Consider the following 23,531-nt stretch of genomic DNA (forward strand, 5'->3'; position numbering starts at 1 on the left):
GTTCCCTTCTCACTGGCTACCAGCATACGAGCTTACAGCCTATTGCCTACAGCTTCCATCCTATAGAATCAATATCAATACTAAAATAATGATGATGATGGCTCCTACGGATAGATAAACCCCACCGCTGCCTAGGGCACGCGCTCTTTTGTTCATTTCCCGAAGCTCTTTACGGAGTGCTTTGCGCTCTGCCTTTGTCATCGTTGATTTATCCATCGCTTTAATCTCTGCCACGCGCCTTTTCATAGCATTGATCTCTCTAGCCGCTTCTTCTTTAGACACTTCTATTGTTTTAGCATTCTTGTCGTTAGCAAGCGCTGCAATGGGGGTGCTAAATGTGAAAGCTAGCATGAAAACAGTTAATAGTGCATAGATTTTTGATTTCATAAAATTGTTTTTTAGTGAAACTTTGTGCAATTGATTGGGATTATCATTACACTAGTGCATAATAATTAAAGTTAGCAATTTGTTTTACTTATTCGAAAAAAAATCGAGTAAGGAAGGAATGAAAAACAGCTTGAAATAAAATTCTTTAAATAGCGAGAACTGTTCGTCCGGTGGTAACAAACTGTTGTGCATTTCCTTTGGGAAGCGCGAAGGTTCCCGTTAAACTACCGAATGCAGGCAATAAAAGTAACGACTGCTCTAAATGAAAGCAGGGAAGCCGAAGCGTTTGCTTTCCCCTTGCTTTAAGATTGGCCGCAGGATGAACATGGCCGGCAATGTTCAGTACTCCTGCCGGAACTTCGGGCAAAGGCGCATGTGAATAGAGGATAAAATCTTCCTGTAAGGTTTCCAAATGGACCTTTAAATTACCCTGTTGGTAATAGGCGAGGGGAAGTATGTCATGATTGCCCTTGATGAGAATAAGCTCTGTATGCGGATATTGGGAGGAAAAATCGACAAAATGAAGCCATGCGGTATTCTCGGAACTGTGAAATAAATCACCCAAAAAAATAATCCGCTTTGTTTCATATTTTTTCAATACATCTTGCAGCAGTTTATAATCTCGGTCGGTTCCCGCTTGTTGCGGTATGATAATGCCGGCTTTCCTAAAATGAGCAGCCTTTCCAAGGTGTATATCAGCAATTACCAAGGTTTGATTTTCAGGAAAGAAAATGCATTTTTCCGCTAATAGATATACCGTTTTATTTTTTATTCGCAGCTCCAATCGGTCTCTCATTCCAGTTGCGCTATAATCTTGTTTAGTCTATCTTCCAACGCCTCATTACTGAAACGTTCCCGGAAGGATTCTGCAAATATAGGAAAAGCAAACGGTGTCAAGCGGTCGGTTTTATTGATGATAATTTTTTGCGAGGTAATGCGATTCAGGGCATTCAATAAGCGATTGTAGTCTAACTGGAAATCAAAAACTTCGTCGTAAGCTTCTCGGAGCAGTAAATTATCGCTTTCATACTCCTCAAACACCTTAAAAAATAAACCTGAATTTGCTTGCAAATGCTTGGTTTTAATCTTTTTTCCCGGAAAGCCTTGAAAAACCAAACCGGCGATACCGGCGATATCCCGAAAACGTTTCCTTGCCAATTCGGTCATGTTGACACTCTGTTGTATATCCTCGCTTAAATTTTCAACAGAGAAAAGACCGTTGGCAATAGCGGTTTTTATATCGATTTCTTGGTCGCTTAACAATTCGAAGCCATAATCGTTGAGGGCAACAGAAAAAGTGTATGGTCTTGCCTTTCCTAATCGGTGGGCAATTAAGGCGGCCATGCCCTCGTGAATAAATTTTCCTTCAAAAGGGAAGAAAAACAAATGGTGACCTTCTTTTGTCTCTGTCTGCTCCACTACCAGATACTCATTGCTAGGCAAGGTACTGCGTCTTTGCTGTTCCAGAAAAAGAGGTTTGAGAAAAGAAATTTCCGGTTCTTGGGCTGCGGAGGTTTGCCACTGATCCAAAACGTGGCGAATAGCGAAGGAAAGGTGCGTAGAGAGGGGTAAACGCCCGCCCATCCAAGAAGGAACCAGTCCCTTTTTCTTATTGGACATCCTGACAATCGCTTGCAGGTCTTTTACACGGATCAACTCTAAATTTTTGCCGGCAAACCAAAAGGTATCCCCCGGATTGAGACGCGAAATAAACCATTCCTCAATACTGCCAATATATTTGCCGCTAAGGTATTTAACGGTCATCATTGTGTCGCTTACGATGGCGCCTATACTCAGGCGATGGCGCATGGCCACCTTTTTGCTGACAACCTTATAAACCCCCTCTTCAATCACTACTTTGTGAAACTCATCATAAGCATCCAGCGTCTTGCCGCCCTGTGTAATCATCAAGAGGCATTGCGTAAACTCTTCCCAGCTAATCGATTCAAAACAGTGCGTGCTCTTTATTTCTGAGAAGACTTCCTGCGGCCTGAATCCGTCTGATACGGCTAAGGTTACCAAGTATTGAATCAATACGTCAAAAGAACGGATATAAGGAATGCGATCTTCCATCAATTGATGCTGCTCGGCATAACGGAGGGCTGCCCCCTCCATAATTTCGAGCGAGTGAGTTGGTACGAACCAAATTTTGCTCGTCGCCCCGGGTCGGTGACCACTGCGCCCGGCACGTTGCAAAAAGCGAGCAATCCCTTTGGCGGATCCTACCTGAACCACGGTGTCCACCGGCCGAAAATCCACACCTAAGTCCAGGCTACTGGTACATACCACTGCCTTTAATGTGCCGGCATGCAATGCTTGCTCTACCCATTGTCGGATTTCTTCACTTAGCGATCCGTGATGCAAGGCGAGAATACCGGCTAGATCGGGTTGGAGACGTAGCAATTGCTGATACCAGATCTCGGCTTGAGACCGCGTATTGGTAAAAATTAAGGTCGTATCGCTATTATTAACAATTTCGAGCACCTTGGTGGCCAAGTGGATGCCTAAATGACCGCCCCAAGGAAATTTTTCTAAAACATCCGGGAGTACGGTGGTTATTTGCGTTTTCTTTGGAAGGTTTGCTTTAATAATCACGCCGTCTTGCTTTCCGAGAAGAATTTGTTTGGCTTCCTCTAGGTTCCCAATGGTCGCAGAAATACCCCAAATCTGCAACTGTGGATTAAGGTCCTTCAACTTAGATAGGCCAAGCTCTGTTAGCACACCCCTTTTGCTGCCTAATAACTCGTGCCACTCATCAACTACTACAAATTGGATGCTCTTCAATCGCGACGCATAACCTTTTTGGGCTAGCATCAAATGGATACTCTCGGGAGTAGTGATAAGGACATCCGGACTTTCTTTGATTTGTCGTTGTCTTTCTTTCAGTGTAGTGTCTCCGGTGCGTAGGGCTATATCCAGTTTTAAATCGAGATCATTGTTCACTCGATTGAGCGCCAGTACCATCTCTTGCGATAACGATCGTAGGGGCGTTATCCACAGGCAATATGTTCCACGTGACACTTTCGTTTGGCTTTGCCTAAAGGCCAATAATCGCTCCAAAATACCAAACCACATGGCGTAAGTTTTACCGTAACCGGTTGGGGCATTCAGTAAACCGGAAGCGCCTTTAATTATGGCCTGCCAAGTTTCCTTTTGAAATCGGTGCGGCGACCATCGTTTAAGTTCAAACCATTTTTCAGCTAACACGTTGTTGATTATTGGTTACTCGTTAATTGTTATTGGTTATTCGTTAATAGTTGTTAATTGTAAAATACTATTTCTTTAGACAATGCTTTCCGCTTTAAGCCTTCTGTTGCTTCAGCAAAGCTAATAAATCCGCTTTTGTGTTTGCTTCCTTTGCCGGTTTATCTTTTCGCCAACGGACGATACGGGGAAAACGCAAAGCTATACCCGATTTGTGGCGGGGAGACGAACTGATTCCTTCAAAGGCGAGCTCAAAAACCAATGTTGGTGTTACACTCCTCACGGGGCCAAATTTATCAATGGTATGCCGTTTTATCCAAGCATCAACTTCCAATATCTCTTTGTCTGTCAGTCCTGAATAGGCCTTGGCAAAGGGGACCAGCTCTCCATTATCCCATACGGCAAATGTATAATCGGTATATAAATTTGCCCGTCGTCCATGTCCTCGTTGTCCATATATTAAAACGCCGTCAATCGTATAAGGCTCAACTTTCCATTTCCACCAATTGCCTCTGCGGCGTCCTGTTTCATAAATGCTTTGCTTCCTTTTAAGCATAACTCCTTCACATTGATAAGCCCTCGCCTCTTCACGTGCGCGAGCGACGTCGTGCCACGTATCGCAAGGAATGATGCCGGAAATCAGAAGAGGGATGTCCCGGGGAAGCTTTTCCAAGAGCGTCACTAACAGATTGCGTCGCGTTTCTAATGGCCGGGCGCGAATATCTTCTCCATCGTATTCCAATAGATCATAACAGATCATGATTAAAGGCGCATCAGCGAGTATTTTTTTGCTTAATTGCTTTCGGCCGGTCCGCGTTTGCATCACCGAAAAAGGAAGTACTTTTTCGTCTTTAAAAGGAAGTATCTCACCATCTATCACGGTACCATTCGGTAGTAAATCAGCCAAGGGATGAAATTCCGGAAATTTATCCGTCAATAAGTCTTCACCTCGACTCCATATATATAAACTGCCGTTGCGAACAATAATCTGTCCTCTTATGCCATCGTATTTCCGCTCAATAAACCATTCGTCCACATTTCCTAAACTTTCAGGGTCTTTATCTAATTGATAAGCTAAATAAAAGGGATACGGTTCAAAACTGCGCTCGTCCTTCGGCATTTCTGTCAAAAGAAGTTGCTGAACGTCCGCCGTAGTGGGGTGCCAATTACCCATCAGTCTATGTGCCATTTCGCTTTCCGGTTTATCAAAAGTTATCGACAAAGCTTTAATGACTAGTTGTTTGGATACACCCATCCGGAAGTTTCCAGTAATCAATTTGTTAAAGACAAAGCGGTGGTTGTTTGGTGTATGCATCCATCTGGAAGAAAGGACCGCTTCCATCTCTTCGTCGCTAAGATTCTTCAAATCGTGTAAAAAAGCCATCGTTTCGTTTAATGTGTAAGCCTTTGGCTCAAGCGGTGGTGGCAAACACAGTGCGATCGTCTCTGCCAAATCCCCCACTACATGATATGATTCCTCGAAAAGCCAGGCGGGAAGTTGCGATAATTGGATGGCCGCTTGGCGAAGTATGGCCGTTTTAACAAAGCGTCCGGTTGATTTACCCATTAACAAGTATACACACCATAATAGATCTTGGTTGTGCGCCGACCTGAAGTAACGAACGAGGGCCTCCACTTTTGCGTTCGTTGAGGTTGTTCGATCTATTTCTTCGAATAGCTCATTGAATGCTCTCATCCCTGTCCTCCTGCATTAAAAGGTCGTCTTCATACAACGTATCCACTTCTATGGCATTTAAATGGTACTGCTCGCGGAGCCACTTGGCGTAAATGGATTTATAACCGTGTGTTACATAGATGTTTTCGGCTTCCGTGGCTGTGATTGCTAAATTTAATTGTGACCAATCTGCATGATCTGATAAGACAAATCCGCGGTTGACATTCCTTCTTCTTCTGGCGCCTCTCAACTGCATCCAACCACTACAATAAGCTACTTCGTACGGTGCAAATTTCTTCATCCAAGAAGAGTGCAAGGCACTTGGAGGCATTACCACGACATAAGGGGCTGGAATTTTTTTTATATCAGCTGATGCATAGGCGACGTTATGCAGCCGGTGTCCGTCATCAATTAATCGTTGTTGAATATTTACTACGGCACCATGTGCGTAAATAGGTAAACCGGTTTTTCCGGCAACTTCAATAATACGTTGCGCCTTCCCTAATGAGTAGCCGACCAATAGTGAATTTATGTTGGCTTTTCGATTATTATCGATCCAGTTGAGCATATCCCGTTCTACTTCATAAGCTTCGGGAAAGCGATAAACCGGTAGACCGAAGGTAGACTCCGATACGAAATGGTGGCACTTTACCGGATCAAAGGGGGTAGAGATTCCATCCCTTTCCAGCTTATAGTCGCCCGACACCACCCAAACTTCTCCTTTATAACTAAGACGTATCTGTGCCGATCCAATAATGTGTCCGGCAGGGTGTAAAGAAACTTTGACACCATTTATGTCTATTTCTTCTCCGTAGCCTAAACACTGAATCGACGTCTGGGGTCCAAGTCTTAATTTTAGAAGTGTGGCGCTATCACGATGACAAAGATAATGCTTGCTACCAAAGCGCGCATGGTCTGCGTGGGCGTGTGTTATAATTGCCTTATCAACAGGAGCCCATGGGTCAATATAGATAGCTGCCTGCGCACAATAAATTCCTTTGTCGTTAAAAGTAAGCATAATAACATTTTGAGAAGGCTCTTCTGACATCATTCAAGTACTTCTCCGTTCTATAACAGGTAATAGGGATTAAGGTTTGTATAGAGGAGTATACACTGTTAAGGTATAGGGTGTGAGGTATTTGGGAAGGAAGGTTTAAGGTTCAGGACGTTTTGCGTTAACGAAGGACTTTTACTTTTAACAAAAGGGATTATACCTTAAACCCTAAATATAGCCCGTGCGTGGTACGACGGCCTCATGACATTGAACGTTAAAAAGATTTAGGATAGCCCTGAGAAAAAATCATGTTGAAATATACCTGCTTTTTCCCTAAGTTTGATGCGTTAAAGAGATATAAAAATCATCGAACGTGAAATTTTTTAAATATCAGGGAGCCGGGAACGATTTCGTTTTAATCGATAATAGGGATCAGCAATTTGATACAAAGGACACTGCCCTAGTGGCACAGCTTTGTGATCGGCGTTTTGGTATTGGTGCTGACGGACTTATGCTTCTCCAGCAGCGGGCCGGGTACGATTTTGAGATGGTGTATTATAATGCTGACGGCAACCCTAGTAGCATGTGTGGCAATGGAGGGCGTTGCATTGTGTCTTTTGCAAAACATTTGGGCATTATTGAAAAGTCAACCCGATTTTTGGCGGTAGACGGGGAGCATGAAGCCACTATAAATGATACGGCCGACTGGGTTAGTTTGAAAATGATAGACGTTGAGCATATTGAAAAAGATGGTGATGACTTTGTCTTAAATACCGGATCACCACATTATGTAAAAGAAGTGGTGGATTTAAAAAATGTCGATGTGTTTGCTGCAGGCCGGGCGATTCGATATAACGCCACCTATAAGCAGGCAGGTATTAACGTGAATTTTGTAGAGGCCGTAAATGATGGGTATCAAGTACGCACCTATGAGCGAGGCGTTGAAGATGAAACGCTGGCTTGCGGAACCGGTGTAACGGCTGTAGCGCTCGCTATGGCTTGGCATCATAACCGCTTAGGAACATATAGTACCCCAATCAAAGCCATGGGAGGCGACCTCAATATTCGTTTCACTTATTTAGGAAATGGGGTTTTTAAGGACATTTATCTGGAAGGCCCTGCTAAATTGGTTTTTGAGGGTTTATATCCCGGTAATTCTTAGTCAATTTTCAATTTCTTTGAACAAATAGCCCACCTATTTGTTCCATCGTTAAGAACCAATTATAACGCGTATAGAAATATTGGATAGTTAAGAAGGACGTAGGTACGCTGCAACATTGCTAAGTTGCTAATTTAACGAGTCGTATAAGGGAGCAAAAAAGAATCTCACTCTTCCGGAGATTGCGCCGTTTTATATGATAATAACTTATTTTAAAGATTCTATTGTGTGTTTTAAGGTTCTTTAAGGCATATATTGCTATTTTTTTTAATTTTTTTATAATACAAAAATTTTATCCGATGCTTTTTGTAAAAAAACATAGCTTTTGTTTAAAAAATAGATGATAGATTTTTCATTTTTTCTTTATTTTTTATTTTATTGATATTTAAAATACAATAAATGTGTATAAAAATGCTTTTTATGTATATTTTATTTTGTGTTTTTGTAACAATTTTTCATTTTTCTTGGATACAAATGTTATTTGAATAATATTTGTTGTAAATTTTTATTCTTTATTGTGTTTTTTACTGAAATCTATCTTTTGTAATGAATAGTTTTTGTGTTTCTGGAATTTTTTATGAAAGTTAGCGCCGTAATTGTGTATTTGAGAAAGGAATTTGTTTTCAGTAGAGCTGCTCAGCGTCGAAAATTTGTTTTAGTAATAAAGCCAGCCGAATAAAGCTGTCGATATTGCTGAAATCGTCTTGCATGTTGCTTACGAGGAAGGTAAGCACTATTATATCCAATAATCATTAACCATTCAAACAAACACATGAAACAGAAACTACTCAGTTTCTTTCTTGTTAGCTTGGCTTTATTAGGAAGCCTTTATGCGCAAGAAAGAACGATTCGAGGAAAGGTCACTGCAAAGGACAGTGGCGAACCGCTGCCGGGCGTGTCCGTGATGGCGGTCGGTACATCATCAGGCTCAACAACTAATGAAGAGGGAATTTACTCCATTTCGGTTCCCGCAAATGCGAAAGCATTAATCTTCTCCTACATTGGTTTTGAGAAAGAAACGGTATCTATTGGTAACCAAACAGTGATAGACGTTGAATTATCACAGGATGCCCAGGCATTAAGTGAGGTCGTAGTGACAGCGCTAGGTATTGAACGTAAAAGAAACGAGCTGGGTTATGCCGCTCAGGAAGTGAGAAGCGAAGATATTACCCGCACAAGAGACAATAACTTCACAAATGCGCTTTCCGGAAAGGTGGCAGGTTTGGATATTAAGCAATCCGGTACCATGGGAGGCTCAACAAACGTAGTCATGCGGGGGTATAAGTCATTAACCGGGAATAATCAGGCTTTATTCGTGATTGATGGAGTTCCTGTCAGTAACGTCAACACCAATACTGATTTGCAAGAAGATGCCGATGCCCAGAATCAAGGACGTGGAGGCTACGACTACGGTAACGCCGCTGCTGACATCAATCCCGATGATATTGAGTCCATCAACGTGTTGAAGGGAGCGGCTGCTTCCGCATTATATGGATCTCGCGCATCCAATGGGGTGATTATGATTACCACCAAAAAGGGAAAGAAAAATAGTACCAATATTACGATCAATAGTGGTCTGACTATTGGTAAAATAGATAAAAGCACCTTTGCCAAGTATCAGAAAGAGTACGGAGCGGGATATGTTAACCAGTATAGCGAAGAAGGCTATGCCTCTCCCGATGGAAATTTCTGGTATGAAACCGTATTCGGTAATTCCGGACCGGCTTTGGTAGTACCCTTTACAGAAGATGCCTCTTATGGTGCAGCTTTCGATCCAAATTTGTTGGTATATCAATGGGATGCCTTTGATGAAACCTCGCCAAACTATGGGAAGGCAACTCCTTGGGTAGGTGCGCAAAATGATCCATCTAAATTCTATAAAACCGGTTTAAACTCCATGCAAAGCATCAGTATTGATGGAGGTGGTGATGTAACTACATATAAAGTAGGTTATACCCGAAACGATGAGACCGGTGTTTTGCCCAACAGTAAGATTACCAAGAACATGTTTAATCTTTCCGGATCCCATCAAATTAATGATAAATTAACGGTTAGTGCTACTGCCAATTTTTCTAGAGTAGATGCAATTGGCCGATATGGAACGGGTTATGATGGAAGAAATCCGAATCAGGGTTTCCGTCAGTGGTGGCAGACGAATGTCGATATTAGAGAATTGGAAAGAGCTTACGAGCGAGAGGGAAGAAATGTTACCTGGAATTGGTCGGATATCGACGCGACTGGACCTATTTACTCCAACAATCCTTACTGGGAGCGTTACAAAAACTACCAGAACGACAGTCGTAACCGTTATTTCGGAAGTGCTGTAGTAAACTGGAAGCCTCTGGAATGGATGGATGTAATGGGCCGTGTTACTTTTGATGGATCGAATGAGTTCCAGGAAGAACGCCTGGCAATCGGTGGTGCAGAAGTGCCGGAATACCAACGTTACGATCGTACCTATAGTGAGGCCAATTACGATTTGATGCTTAATTTCCATAAAGATCTGGCAGAAGATTTGACATTTACGGGTTTATTGGGAAGTAACTTGCGGCGAAATTATTTATCGGCTATTCGGGCACAAACGAATGGGGGCTTAGCTTATGAGGGCATTTATTCCCTTTCCAACTCCATTTTCCCGATAGAACCGCCCAAAGAACGGTATGAAAGAATCGGAGTAGACGGTATTTTTGCCAATGCCAACTTCGGTTACAAAGAAACTTATTTTATAGAAGGGTCTATCCGTCGCGATCAGTCAACTACACTTCCAACGGATAACAATGTGTATTGGTACCCCTCTGTTGCCGGTAGTTTCTTGTTTTCAAATTTATTAAAGGATTCCAACTGGCTAGATTACGGTAAATTACGGGTTAATTATGCGGAGGTTGGAAACGACGCATCGGCTTTAAGTTTGTATAATACCTACACCATTAATACACCTTTTAATGGAATTCCTATGGCTTCTATTGCTGAGGAGCTACGTAATTCAAATCTGAAACCGGAACGTACCAAAAGTTTTGAGGTAGGTTTGGAGATGAATTTCTGGGATTCAAGAGTCGGCTTTGATGCCAGTTATTATCGCTCAACCTCCTTTGACCAGATTATGGCCGTAACCGTTTCCTCAGCCACTGGATATGATCGGCGTTGGGTGAATGCGGGTTCTTTACGAAACCAAGGTTTCGAACTGAGTGCTTTTGTAATCCCGGTGCGGACCAACGATTTTTCTTGGACCCTGAATCTGAATTTCGCACGTAACCGCAATAAGATGATCGAGTTGTACGAAGGGAATAACAATTTACAGCTTGGTACCTTCCAAGGCGGTATAACCTTAAATGCCACTTTAGATCAACCCTTTGGTACTTTAAGAGGGGTTGATTATCTATATCTTGATGGACATCATGGTGACCCCGACTATCGCATAGTTGGCGAAGATGGTTACTATCTTACTTCCGGTCCGGATCAAGTGCTAGGCAATATTAATCCCGACTGGTTGGGCGGTATTCAAAACAACTTTAAGTATAAGGATTTTTCATTGTCCTTCTTAATCGATATTAAAAAAGGCGGTAGTTTATTCTCATTGGATCAATATTACGGAATGTCGACCGGGATCTATCCCGAAACGGCTGGATTGAACGATTTAGGCAATCCAAAGCGTTTACCAATCAGTCAGGGAGGTGGCGTTGTGTTGCCAGGGGTTAATCCCGACGGCTCTCCCAACGCAACCCGCGTAGAAGCCTATGACAATTCTGTAACACCTTATGGTTATGCCAATAATCCGCAAGCGGGATTTATTTACGACGCGGGATATATTAAACTTAGAGAAGTTTCGCTTACCTATAGCTTACCTAATAGGTGGCTGGCCAATACCAATTTCTTCAAAGGGATTGACTTTTCTTTAGTGGGCAGAAACCTTTGGTTAATTCATAGTAATGTACCTTATGCAGATCCCGAAGGGGGCTTAAGCTCCGGTAACTTACAGGGTATTCAAAGTGGGGTGTACCCTGCTGTTCGGAATTTTGGATTTAATGTTCGAATGAGGTTCTAATAATATTAAGATCGTATACAGATGAAAAGAATATTCTTATATATTGCGCCCCTAGTTTTGTTAGCTTCGTGCGCAAAAAACCTGGACGACTATAATGTCGATCAGAAAAATCCTGCAGAAGTTTCGCAGGCGCCACTCTTCAGTAATGCACTGAAAGAACTTACGGATGATGTAACTTCTCCGAGCGTTAATATCAATGTGTTTCGGTTTTGGATTCAGCAATGGACTGCCACGACATACCAAGACGAGCCTCGATATAACTTTGTTACCCGAAATATTCCTGAAAATTTTTGGGAGCCGCTTTATCAAGAAGTTTTACATGATCTAAAGCAAGCAAAGACTTATGCAACCGAGGATACGGAAATTGAAGACGTTCAACGGAATAATCAAATAGCTGCTATTGAAATTACTTCCGTTTATGCCTGGACGGTGCTCGTCAATACATGGGGAGATGTACCTTATACAGAGGCTCTTTCCGATATCGGCCAACCAAAATACGATGATGCAGCCACGATTTACGGCGATTTACTGAATAGATTGGATGCGGCGATAGCCATGATAGACCCGAGTGGAGAAGGTTTTGGCAGTGCAGATTTATTGTATGGTGGTGACATGGCCGCTTGGCTGAAGTTTGCGCATAGCTTAAAACTAAAAATGGCCATAACTCTTGCTGATGTAGACGAGCTCAGAGCACGTGAAATCATCACAGCTTCAGCAGCAGCTGCTTTTACGAGCAATGCAGACAATGCCGCCTTTGCCTATGTTTCGGCCTCGCCTAATAATAATCCGGTTTCCAATAATTTGAATTCTCAGTTTACTTCGCGGCAAGATTACGTAGCTGGAGGACCGTTTGTTAATGTATTGAATAGCTTGGAAGATCCAAGGCGCCCATTCTTCTTTACTACCGTTAATGGTGAATATGTTGGTGGAGGAATTGGGTCCAGTAATCAATATTCAACGAACTCCAAGCCAAGTGATAAAGTAATTGCCCCTGATTTCGAAGCACTGCTACTCGATTATTCGGAAGTAGAGTTCATTTTAGCGGAAGCTGCTGCCCGATGGGGCATCGGAGGCACACCAAGCGAGCATTATAACAAAGCGATTGAAGCATCTATCACCTATTGGGGTGGAGACGACCGCGATGTAGCGAACTATTTAGCGCAGCCAGCGGTTGCTTATGCTAGCGCTTCGGGTGATTGGAAAGAAAAGATTGGCGTTCAAAAGTGGTTAGCTTTATATAACCGAGGTTATGATGCCTGGGTAGAATGGAAAAGACTTGATCACCCTCAGCTGGAGCCTGCGTTCCGAGCGGTGGACCCGGGCATTATACCTAACCGACTCACTTATCCGGTGAGCGAACGTACACTGAATGGTACCAACGTAGACGCTGCGGCCTCAAAATTAGGAGGAGATGATGTGGTTCATAAAGTTTTCTGGGATGTGAATTAAGCGTCATTAGCTATTGTAAATTTGAAATGCCTTCCGCAAGGGAGGCATTTTTTGTTATGACGTTTTCCGTCGAAGATTCAATAAATCAAGCGATAAAGAGAAATTGCCAAATGTTACAATTGAGACTTCTAATATTGTTCTAATGTTTCTGAGCCACATTTTTTGTAACATTTTTTTATTTTTTTTGAAAATTTTAAAATAGAAGGAATATTTGCGGTTGAATTTAACATTTTTTAACATCTAGCTAATATTAAAATTATTAGCTACAAGCGAATCTCTTATGTGTTTCAAAAGACATAAAAGGGTTTACTGAGGATACCGAAAGAAGTACTTACGATAGAGGAAATGGATACCCAAGCGAGGGCATACGTACTTATTATTAAACCAGGTGAATAGATTCTATTCAGCCAATCTTTTCTCTTTTATTTAATTGCTCATAATACCCTATTTAATATTTTAACTTAAAATCAAACACATGAAACAAAAACTACTAAGTTTCTTCTTGGCGTCATTTCTGCTCTTGGGGGCAGCCTATGCGCAGGAAAGAACAATTAGAGGGAAGGTAACCTCAGATGACGGTGAACCTTTTCCAGGAGTGTCGGTTATCGTTACAGGAACTACTTCCGGGACGCAAACAGATGCTAACGGAAATTATTCATTAACCATACCAACGAATGCGACCACCTTAATATTTAGGTATATCGGTTACAATCCCCAAACTGTTCAAATAGGATCTCAAACCACGATAAACGTTACGTTGACAGAAGCCGCTTCTGAATTGAGTGAAGTTGTGGTAACAGCTAACGCTATCGAAAGAGAAAAGCGAACATTGGGATATTCTGCCCCTACCATCAATAGTGAAGAATTAGTGGAAGGCAGAAGTACCAGTCCATTGAACGCCTTGGTTGGCAAAGTAGCTGGCGCTAATATCACAACAACGTCTAATGCTCCTGGTAGCTCCTCGCGTGTTGTTTTGCGTGGAGGTTCGTCGATTGCAGGAAATAATCAGGCGCTGATTGTAGTTGACGGGATTCCGATCGACAATGAAAGTAAGATTGGAGGAGGATCAACCTTATCGAGTGTAGACTTTGGTAATAGAGGAAACGATATCAATCCGAACGATATCGCATCAATCACTGTGTTAAAAGGACCTGCGGCGGCGGCATTATATGGTTCTCGTGCCTCCAATGGTGCATTGATCATTACAACCAAGAGCGGAAAGAGAGGAGCCGATAAAACGGAAATCACCTTTACCACAACGAATTCGTTGTCGTCTATTTTAAAACTTCCAGATTTTCAAAATGAATATGGACAAGGTTATTTCGACTATGCTTATGATGAAAATGGAAATCCAACGTTTACTAATGATCCGAAAGAAAATTGGAGCTGGGGAGCGCCTTTCACAGGTGAAGTGCAAGAATGGGGGCAAGCAGTAGATGGTGTGCGTTTGACCAAGCCTTATTCCGCAGTAAAAAATAACGTCAGAGATTTTTTTAAACCAGGCTTTACGTCTGATAACAACCTCAGTTTTTCAGGAGGCGGTGAAAAGACAAGTTTTTATCTTGGTCTAAATTCTCTCAACTCAAATAATGTTTATCCAGGAAATAAAGACACCTACAACAAATATGGGGTCCGATTTAATGGGACTACGGAATTTAGCAATAAATTTTATGCGGGCATTTCTTTAAACTATAATAGAATAAATAGCAACAATGTTGGAGGAGGCCAAGGTGATTTTTCAGTATACGATAACGTATTGCAAACACCGCGTGACATTCCTTTGACGGATTTAAAGGACTTAAGAAATAAATATTACGGTTATGGTTACGTAGACGCCAATGGCATTCCACAAGACGACAAGTATGGCTATTATGGCGCCTATACAATGAATCCTTATTGGGTGCTTGAGAATTTTAACAATTATAATGAGGTAAATAGAATTACTGGAAATGTTAATGTTGGATATAAGCCTGTTAGTTGGCTAGATATAAAGGAGCGTATTGGGGTAGACAATTATACTGACAGAAGGCGTTTTGAATCGCCGAAGTACTCTTTTGTACCGGCTGATAATACAACTGGTAATTACTCAGCTTCTGCTAATTTACATAATAGCAATGGATCCTATCAAATTGATCAATATAACGTCAACGAGATTGTTCATGATTTAATGATAACAGCCACCCATCAATTCAATGAGGATTTCAGCGCATCTTTGATGGTCGGTAATAATATTAGACAACGCTATACTTCAGAGAGCGAAACTGCCACAAACGAAAGCGGGGGACTAGTGGTTCCTGGCTGGTATAATTTATCGAATAGCAATGGACCTGTGAATATCATACGTGATTATATGAGTAAAAGAAGACTGGTCGGTGTTTATGCAGATTTAAACCTGTCGTACAAAAATTTCCTTTTCCTCGAGGCTACGGCGAGAAACGACTGGTCATCGACATTACCACAAGGGAATAACTCGTTCTTTTACCCAAGTGTAAGTGGGTCTTTCGTGTTCAGCGAATTATTTGATCAACAATCTACCATAAGAAATGTCATTAGTTACGGTAAGTTGAGGTCTAGCTGGGCAAAAGTTGGTAACGATACAGACCCTTATCAGCTACTTACAACATTTTCAAGAGGTGAAATTTTAGGCAGTTTTGGTAGCACCACATTTCCTTTTGGAAACGTTGCTGCGTTGATGTCTGGAACTACTATTGGTAATGCTAATTTGAAACCTGAAATTACTAGATCATTCGAAATCGGTGCCGATCTAGGCTTCTTCAACAATCGTTTGTCTGTTGACTTTTCCTATTATGACAACAATTCAAGGAATCAAATCTTAAGCATTCCTATTCCTAATTCTACAGGGTATGGGTTCAGTGTGGTGAATGCCGGAGAAGTACGGAATAGGGGAGTAGAGTTAGCGTTGAGGGGTACACCTATTCGCACAGAAGGAGGCTTCTCTTTGGAGCTCTTCGGAACCTACACAAAAAACAACAATAAAGTAATTGAATTAATGGAAGGCGTTGATCAGGTTTCATTAGGCGGCTTTAGCGGCATGTCAATTGTAGCAGCGAAAGGCCGTCCTTACGGTGAATTCTATGCTGTAACAAATGCTACAGATGATCAAGGTCGTACCATTGTAGATGCTGAATCTGGATTACCGGTTAACACAGCAGAAGCACAATATCTTGGTAGTTATAATCCTAAATATCAGGCTTCATTGGGAACGAATATTCGCTATAAAAATTGGTCTCTTAACGCCTTATTTGATACTAAGCAAGGCGGCAAGTTTTTCTCTAGGACTAAGGATATCCTAGGCTTCGTCGGAACTTCTGCTGAAACTGGTGGAGAGCGTATTGATGTTATTTTCCCTAACTCGGTTTATTTAGACGAAAATGGAAACAGTGTTGTTAATACAGATGTTACGTATAACAAGCAAGACTATTATCCTGCTATGGCGAGTGGCGTTAGCGTAATCGATGGCTCCTTCGTTAAGTTGAGAAATCTAACACTCTCTTATCAATTTACAAAAGAACAACTAAGAAATAGTCCTTTTGGCGCTTTGACTATTGGCCTATATGGAAATAATTTGTTTATATGGACACCTAAAGAAAACCAGTTCGCTGATCCGGAGGTAAACTCTGCAGGATCGGGCAATACACAAGGTTTTGATTTTACTGCTCAACCGTCTTTGAGAAATTATGGTATTAATGTAAAGGTATCCTTTTAAAGAAACGAATAATGAGAACGAAATTTAAATTGAATATAAAAAGCCTACTAGCTCTGGGTCTTGTTGCTAGTTTAGGGTTGAATAGCTGTAAGGATTTTTTGGATGTGAACGAAAATCCGAATAATCCGGACTCCGCGGAACCAAGTTTATTGCTTCCAACTGTAGAAGCTTCAATAGGGCAAGTTGTTGGTAATGCATTTCAGGTATATGGAGGAATGTGGGCTCAATACTGGACCCAAAATCCTTCTTCTTCCCAATACCGGACGATTGATCAATATAACCAAACTAACAGCTCGACAGATCGCGTGTGGTTAACGATTTATCGGAATGCGCTTAATAATGCGCAAATAATGATAAACGATCAGGGGACTTCCAATGAATATTTTAAGGGTATTGCCTATCTTTTGAAAGCGTACACATTTCAAGTTGCAACAGATGCTTTCGGCGATATTCCCTTAAGCGAAGCTTTAAAGGGAAATGAGTATGGAAGCCCCCGTTATGAAAGTCAAGAAACTGTTTACGATAGCATATTTATGTTTATTGATCAAGGGCAGGCGCTGTTAAATACAGAAGATGCCGTTTTGCCTGGCAGCCAAGACATGATTTTTCAAGGCGATATAAACAAATGGAAAGCTTTTGGAAATACCTTAAAATTAAAGGCCTATTTACGTTTGTCGCAAGTAGATGCGGAGAAGGCACGGGCTGGAATTGAGGCGTTATACGCTAACAATCCAGTATTTCTTGAAGAGGACGCATCTATTGCTTATTCAACAACTGGGGGAAATGAAAATCCATTATACAATGAAATGGTAAACTTGGGTTATACTCAGAATTTAGTAGCTAGCGGTACTGCAGTTACTGCATTTTTGAGGAACAATGATCCAAGACGGTTTGCTTTCTACAGTCCAATCGGCGGTCAGGATTCTATCGCTTATATTCCTCAAGGAACATATAGCTCAAATACTGGAAAGGAAGTTTCCCCACCATCTGCATTAGTTGGAGGTTTTGCAAATAATCCAGCGTCGGCTACTGCTCCTGTTAAAGTGATTTCAGCTGCCGAGAGTTATTTCTTGCAGGCAGAAGCTGTTGCAAGAGGGTGGGCATCAGGTGATGTTACGCAGTTATTTACTCAAGGGATTAGAGAAAGCTTTGCTGCTGTCAGTCTAAGTGGTGATGCTGAAGCGTATATTTCGCAAGCCGAAGACGCACAGCTACCCGCAGATTTAAATGGCAGAGTTCAAGCAATAATTACGCAGAAGTATTACGCGATGTGCGGCTTTCAGGGATTTGAAGCTTGGACCGAATGGCGTCGTACTGGCTATCCAAATTTTCTGGTAAGATCCGCGGCTTCTGTTATAGGAGCAGATCGTATGCCCCTTCGCCTGTTATATCCCAGTAACGAGGCTAATACGAACGGAAACTTTCCAGGAACAGTTGTTGTTTATGAGCCAGTTTGGTGGGATAAATAGATTAATCTAATTAACCGCAATCCTTTAGATTTAACTCCGTTGGATAGATAGTCAATTTATCCAACGGAGTTTTTTATTTGTATTATCACTGTTGTTCTGGGAAAAATAAAAGAGGCATAGAAATTAATCAAACTGTCTAAGGATTTATACTTTAAGTTGCGATAAAAAAATGTACAAGTAACTGTTTAGCGAAAATCTGTTAGGTAATGGGGTAGCTCATAAAATATCTGGACAGGGAAGAAATTAATTGGAGAGCAGGAAAAGCGATAGATACTGTAAAAATTTCCGTGCCTAGATCATCTGTAACAGCAGATAGGCAAATTACAGGTGGAACATCTTTATATCATAATTAAATCGAACTTTCCTCATTAGTATTTCTTTATACTAGCTTTTTTAAGTTTCTGGATAATCCAATACGAATTGACATAAGTTATTCTTTGAAGATCAAAACTAGCTAAATATCTCAGGCATCATCATGCTGTCGCTTATAGAGAAAAATGATGACAAGAAGACAAACAGACTTCTTTTGCATATAGGAATCTAACTGAATCCTAATGGTTGTAAATTGCAATCATTAATCTATATAAAGACAGTAACTAAAAATATAAAAAGCAAGTTAAGTATCTTTTAAAGAAGATAAAATGTAATAAAGTTGCGCCATCTTAATATGTGGTAAGGAAGAAGCCGCTCATGCGCACACTACTAATATAGATAATAAATCGACACAATTTGTCGGGTCCCTCGCGTGTCCCTCTCTTGAAGATGGCTTCGGTGGTTCGACCGATCTTGGTCGGGACTCAATGGGCGCTCATGGCGAGCTCCATGGGGAAACTGCCCATTGAGTGCACCTTCAGTGTCGCTCAAGTTGGCTCGCAGGGGAGAGGGCAGGGTGGAAACCTGATGTATATGGCATATAGGGAGGTGTCAGCTTCGTACCGGCTTCGTCTAGATAAGGACCGACAGGGTATCAAGTCGGTATCACTAAGGAGTTTTAAGGGAGTGCGGTCCCTTCGAACTCCCTGCTGATACGGTGCGGATCCTTTGTTTAACCTAGTTGACTGGGAGAAAATGAGGAGCTTGGTAGAAGATAACTCACAAAAAGTGAATGAAGGCAACAATTTGCAACCAACATAAATTCAAACCTAACTTGGATGGAAGGTTATTTACACCAAGTTTTGAAGCTGTTCTGCCTCTATGATAGGATTGCTGGAATGATAGGATTTTCGAGATTTCTCCATTCCGCAAGATTCACCACGATACCATCAGTCGAAATGACAAAGGGGGACGCTTCGATACGCCTTTGACTAGTGCTCGACTAGTCATTGGGAATTGCTCGACACTGCTTCGAGACTGGCTCGGGAGTGCTTTGAGAAACTTTCGCTCGCGCTTCGGCTGGGCTTCGCTTTTTCATCGGAGTCGCTCTATGTGTTCTTCGAGTCGTCATTGACAATTGCTCGGGTGTTGTTCGACGAGCTTCGACAACCCTTCGACAAGCTTCGAGGATCTTCGGGAAATTTGAAAAGCATTATGAGAAAGAATTCTAAGTTAGGAAGCAATTTGATCGGAAGAGGAATGCAAAACAGCACGAAGGATTGTCAATCTGCTACCACATTAAGTGAAAAGGTCCCACGTGTTCCTAAACCTTATAGCTTACACCTTATACCCTAATAAACACCTTATACCTGCGGCTATCGCCACAAAGCTATATAATATAATTAGCTTACTGTTGTTACAATTCTTATCTAATTTTAATTTAGTTTCAAACCGAATTGGCTTTTTTATAAGGTTGAAGTGCTTTCTTGTTGTAAATATACAATTTTTTTTAGTTCATACTTGCAAAAATTGTAATAACTATTAGTTTTGTTGCTGAATAGATAATAACAAGTATCATTAAATAGTATAGATTGGGTTAATTTGAAAAAAGTTTACTAAACGTCTTTCTTTTTTAGGTATTCTTCATGTAGGTTCTCGGTAGGCGGACTCTATATGCTTGTTTTTTGCCTAAGCCTAACTCTTTCTTGCTATTTCTTGGAAAAAAGCAGTTCAATCGATACGAATTGAGATGAAATATCAACTAAGAATCTTTGCGCTTATTGTTAAACCTGGTGAGTGAACCAGCGTATAAGGCTATTTCCCTTCTTTATTTTTTAATCAATTTAATTTTTAACCAAAAAATCAAACACATGAAACAAAAACTATTTAGTTTCGTTCTGCTGTGCCTAGGGCTATTCCAGCTCACGTATGGTCAAGAGCGACGAATTAGCGGTAAGGTAACGGAAGCGGATGGTAAAGGTCTGCCAGGCGTATCCATTGTCGTTTCGGGAACATCTAACGGGACCCAAAGCGACGGTCAAGGAAATTACTCTATTGCGGTGCCCGCAGACGCGCGGACGCTAACCTTTAGCTATATTGGCTTTAAGTCGGTTACCGAACCAATCAACGGACGTAATACCATTGATGTTGTATTATCAGCAGACGCCTCGGAGCTTTCCGAAGTGGTTGTTACTGGTTATGGAACGCAAAAGCGCCAGGAATTTACCGGCTCTGCTGCTTCCGTAAGAGGTGATGTCATTAAATCCATGCCTATACAAAGCTTTGGCCAAGGTTTAACCGGGCAGGCAACCGGTGTAAATGTGGTACAGCCGAACGGTTTATTAAATAATCCGCCGGTAATACGTGTTCGTGGTTTAAGCTCACTTTCATTAAGCTCATTCCCTTTAGTTGTGGTAGACGGTATTCCAATAACCAGCGACAATGTTACACAATTTGAAGGGGCCAATCTGAACGCTACGGTGAATAATCCTTTGGGAGATATTAACCCTGCTGATATCGAGTCAATGGATATCCTGAAAGATGCTGCTTCTTCTGCTATTTATGGATCAAGAGCAGCTGCGGGTGTTCTTGTAATCACCACTAAAAAAGGAAGGGAAGGAAAAACAAGCGTTACCTATGATGGATGGGTAGGTAACACAAAAGCGGTACGACTACAGGATGTATTAAATGCGGAACAATACGTGGCTCATAAGAATGCTGCGCTTGCGAATGCGCTGGCAATTAATCCAAATGCTGTGCCACCGGCTCAGAGAGATGCTGAGAGCAGAGGATTCTTCTTACAATACAATGATGATGGCTCGGTAGTGGACACTCGTTGGTACGATGAAATCTTCCGTTCGGCCTGGCAGCAAAATCATAACTTGACCATTTCGGGCGGAACGCAAAAGACTAAATATTATTTCTCAGCGGGATTGGCTGATCAGGATGGATTTTTGAAAGCGAATAACTTCAAACGTAAAAGCGGTCGAATGAATATCGATCATCAGGCAACAAACTGGTTAAATCTACGCGCCAATGTAAACTATACCAATACACAAAACAACGCACCTAACAGTGGTTCAAATGACGGGGGAGCATATACAACTTCCGGTTTAGGTCGTATTGCTATTGCGCAAGTGCCGAACGTACGGCCTTTTAATCCTGACGGTAGCTATAATATTGAAGGAAATGCGATTGGGAGAGGAGCCAACTTGATCCCCGCACAGTTTCCTAATCCATATCCTTTAATTGATTTGGACAAAAATTCCTCGGAAACCAATCGCTTGTTGGCGAATTTAGGCGCCACCATAAAGCTTGCGGAAGGCTTAAATTTTCGTACAACCTATTCTTGGGATTTACGTAATATAGAAAACCAACGTTTCTGGAATCCTATTCAAGGAGATGGTGTAGGTAGCACAGGGCATGCATTTAATAACAAGATTAGGTCGGAGAACTGGAATTGGGTGAATACTTTGACTTACGATAAAACCTTTAATGGCGTCCATAATTTAAGTTTGTTAGTCGGATCAGACGCGCAAAAGCGGTCTGATCGGGCTTGGGGTGGCCAGCGTTCTAATTTAGCCGATCCATTTTATGATCAATATCAGGGAATTTTCTTGGTCAATACTGCAGGAGGCAACTGGGTAAATGAAGTAGCTTATGAAGCTTATTTGGGAAGTGTAAGTTACAATTATGATAATAAATATTATATAAGTGGTAATTTCCGTAGAGATGGAAACTCCGCTTTATCGCCAGATAATCGTTGGGGTAGTTTTGGCGGAGCCTCTGTCGGTTATACCATCTCCAATGAGGAATTTTTCAAAAATTCCAGTCTTTCAAATACGATTTCGAACTTCCGATTAAAGGGAAGTTGGGGTCGTGTTGGAAATGGTAACTTGAATAACTTATATGGCTCGTACAATTTGTATCAAACCGGTATTTACGGTGGTGTATCACGTAATTATTATATACAAGCCGGTAACAATGATTTAAAATGGGAAACCAGTACCCAGCTAAATGTTGGCTTGGATTTGGGTTTCTTTAATAACCGTTTGAACTTGGAGGCCAATTACTATAATAAAGATATTGATAATATGATATTGGCGGTGCCCCAAGCGCCATCCAAGGGCATTCCAGCTCCTGTTACAGCAGATGAAAATACCATATTGCTGAACGTTGGCTCCATGTATAACCGTGGTTTTGAATTTAATATCAATGCGACGCCTATTGATAAAGGGGATTTCACTTGGACCACTAGTTTGAATTTCTCGACCTTAAAAAATCGAGTGACGAGTTTAGTGGACGAAAATACACCGTTGCTCGCTTATACCTCTAGTCTTGAATTGACCAGTATCACTAGAGTAGGATATGCAGCAGCGAGCATTTACGGCGTGAAGTCTGCAGGGGTGAATCCTGAGAATGGTCGTCGTATTTTTGAAACTAGAGATGGAGTACAGGTACAGTATTTACATGGCGGCGAGCAATTCGTAGATGCAAACGGCAATACTTTTAGAACTTCTTATACCTATTTAGATGGCACACCTGCAACGGGTGTAAATATTGCGAATGAACAACAGATATTGGGCAATACCATTCCTACCTGGTTTGGAGGATTTAACAACAATTTCCGTTATAAAGCATTCGATTTAGGCTTGATCTTTACGTTCTCAGGAGGTAATTACATCTATAATGGTAGTCGTGCCGGCTTATTAGATCAACGGGTTTGGAACAATTCAACAGAGGTTTTAGATGCGTGGACGCCTGAGAACACAGGAAGTAAAATTCCTCGTGCGGTTTATGGTGATAATGTGTCCAACGGTTCCTCTTTCTTGATTTCTGATAATGTGGAGAAGGGCGACTTTTTGAGACTCCAAAATATCAGTTTAGGATATAGCCTACCAAAACATCTTTTTGGAAATAGTGGTATACAATCATTACGTGTATATGGTTCTGCACAAAATCTATTTATCATTACCGGATATCGTGGTGTAGACCCGGAAATATCGAGCAATGGTAATCAGAATTTATCGTCGGGTATTGAGCGTAATTCAATACCGCAAGCCAGAACATTTACCATGGGATTGACTGTAGGATTTTAAGTTGACTAGTTAAA

At 41.5% G+C, this 23,531-nt stretch carries 11 protein-coding genes; 6 read left to right on the plus strand and 5 right to left on the minus strand.

What is annotated here, in order from left to right; translation table 11 throughout:
* Positions 1 to 60: 60 nt before the first annotated feature.
* From M1D52_RS00970 to M1D52_RS00990, 5 genes are all read right to left on the minus strand, one after another.
* The gene (locus M1D52_RS00970; protein ID WP_013664409.1) at positions 61 to 387 is read right to left on the minus strand and encodes a hypothetical protein; all 327 of its coding nucleotides are present in this window, start codon (positions 385 to 387) and stop codon (positions 61 to 63) included.
* Between the two features lie 145 nt (positions 388 to 532).
* Positions 533 to 1,183: a ligase-associated DNA damage response endonuclease PdeM gene (gene pdeM / locus M1D52_RS00975; RefSeq protein WP_377609999.1), complete on the minus strand. Its 651-nt coding sequence runs from the start codon at positions 1,181 to 1,183 to the stop codon at positions 533 to 535.
* Positions 1,180 to 3,594, minus strand: a complete 2,415-nt coding sequence (locus tag M1D52_RS00980) for a ligase-associated DNA damage response DEXH box helicase (protein ID WP_377609997.1) — start codon at positions 3,592 to 3,594, stop codon at positions 1,180 to 1,182. Before M1D52_RS00980 ends, pdeM begins: the two co-directional genes overlap by 4 nt.
* A gap of 94 nt (positions 3,595 to 3,688) precedes the next feature.
* The gene (locus tag M1D52_RS00985; RefSeq protein ID WP_437394065.1) at positions 3,689 to 5,287 is read right to left on the minus strand and encodes an ATP-dependent DNA ligase; all 1,599 of its coding nucleotides are present in this window, start codon (positions 5,285 to 5,287) and stop codon (positions 3,689 to 3,691) included.
* The gene (locus M1D52_RS00990; protein ID WP_437394066.1) at positions 5,271 to 6,317 is read right to left on the minus strand and encodes a ligase-associated DNA damage response exonuclease; all 1,047 of its coding nucleotides are present in this window, start codon (positions 6,315 to 6,317) and stop codon (positions 5,271 to 5,273) included. The genes M1D52_RS00985 and M1D52_RS00990 overlap by 17 nt, the downstream gene beginning before the upstream one ends.
* 316 nt (positions 6,318 to 6,633) lie before the next feature.
* Between M1D52_RS00990 and dapF the strand changes: the two genes are divergently transcribed.
* The 6 genes from dapF to M1D52_RS01020 all read left to right on the plus strand — a co-directional run bounded on the left by dapF (position 6,634) and on the right by M1D52_RS01020 (position 23,517).
* Positions 6,634 to 7,422, plus strand: coding sequence for a diaminopimelate epimerase (dapF, locus tag M1D52_RS00995; RefSeq protein WP_437394067.1), 789 nt, complete (start codon positions 6,634 to 6,636; stop codon positions 7,420 to 7,422).
* Positions 7,423 to 8,191: 769 nt separating this feature from the next.
* Entirely contained in the window at positions 8,192 to 11,461 is a 3,270-nt protein-coding gene (locus M1D52_RS01000; RefSeq protein WP_437394068.1) for a SusC/RagA family TonB-linked outer membrane protein, read from the plus strand.
* Positions 11,462 to 11,482: 21 nt separating this feature from the next.
* The gene (locus M1D52_RS01005) at positions 11,483 to 12,910 is read left to right on the plus strand and encodes a SusD/RagB family nutrient-binding outer membrane lipoprotein (protein WP_130854768.1); all 1,428 of its coding nucleotides are present in this window, start codon (positions 11,483 to 11,485) and stop codon (positions 12,908 to 12,910) included.
* 475 nt (positions 12,911 to 13,385) lie between these two features.
* Complete coding sequence (locus tag M1D52_RS01010; protein ID WP_437394069.1) at positions 13,386 to 16,637, plus strand: SusC/RagA family TonB-linked outer membrane protein; 3,252 nt, start codon at positions 13,386 to 13,388, stop codon at positions 16,635 to 16,637.
* An 11-nt stretch (positions 16,638 to 16,648) separates the two neighbouring features.
* On the plus strand, positions 16,649 to 18,106 hold the full coding sequence (locus tag M1D52_RS01015; protein WP_437394070.1) for a SusD/RagB family nutrient-binding outer membrane lipoprotein: 1,458 nt from the start codon (positions 16,649 to 16,651) through the stop codon (positions 18,104 to 18,106).
* A 2,183-nt stretch (positions 18,107 to 20,289) separates the two neighbouring features.
* Positions 20,290 to 23,517, plus strand: a complete 3,228-nt coding sequence (locus M1D52_RS01020; RefSeq protein WP_437394072.1) for a SusC/RagA family TonB-linked outer membrane protein — start codon at positions 20,290 to 20,292, stop codon at positions 23,515 to 23,517.
* The last annotated feature ends 14 nt before the right edge of the window (positions 23,518 to 23,531 follow it).

The sequence above is a fragment of the Olivibacter sp. SA151 genome (assembly GCF_054130995.1).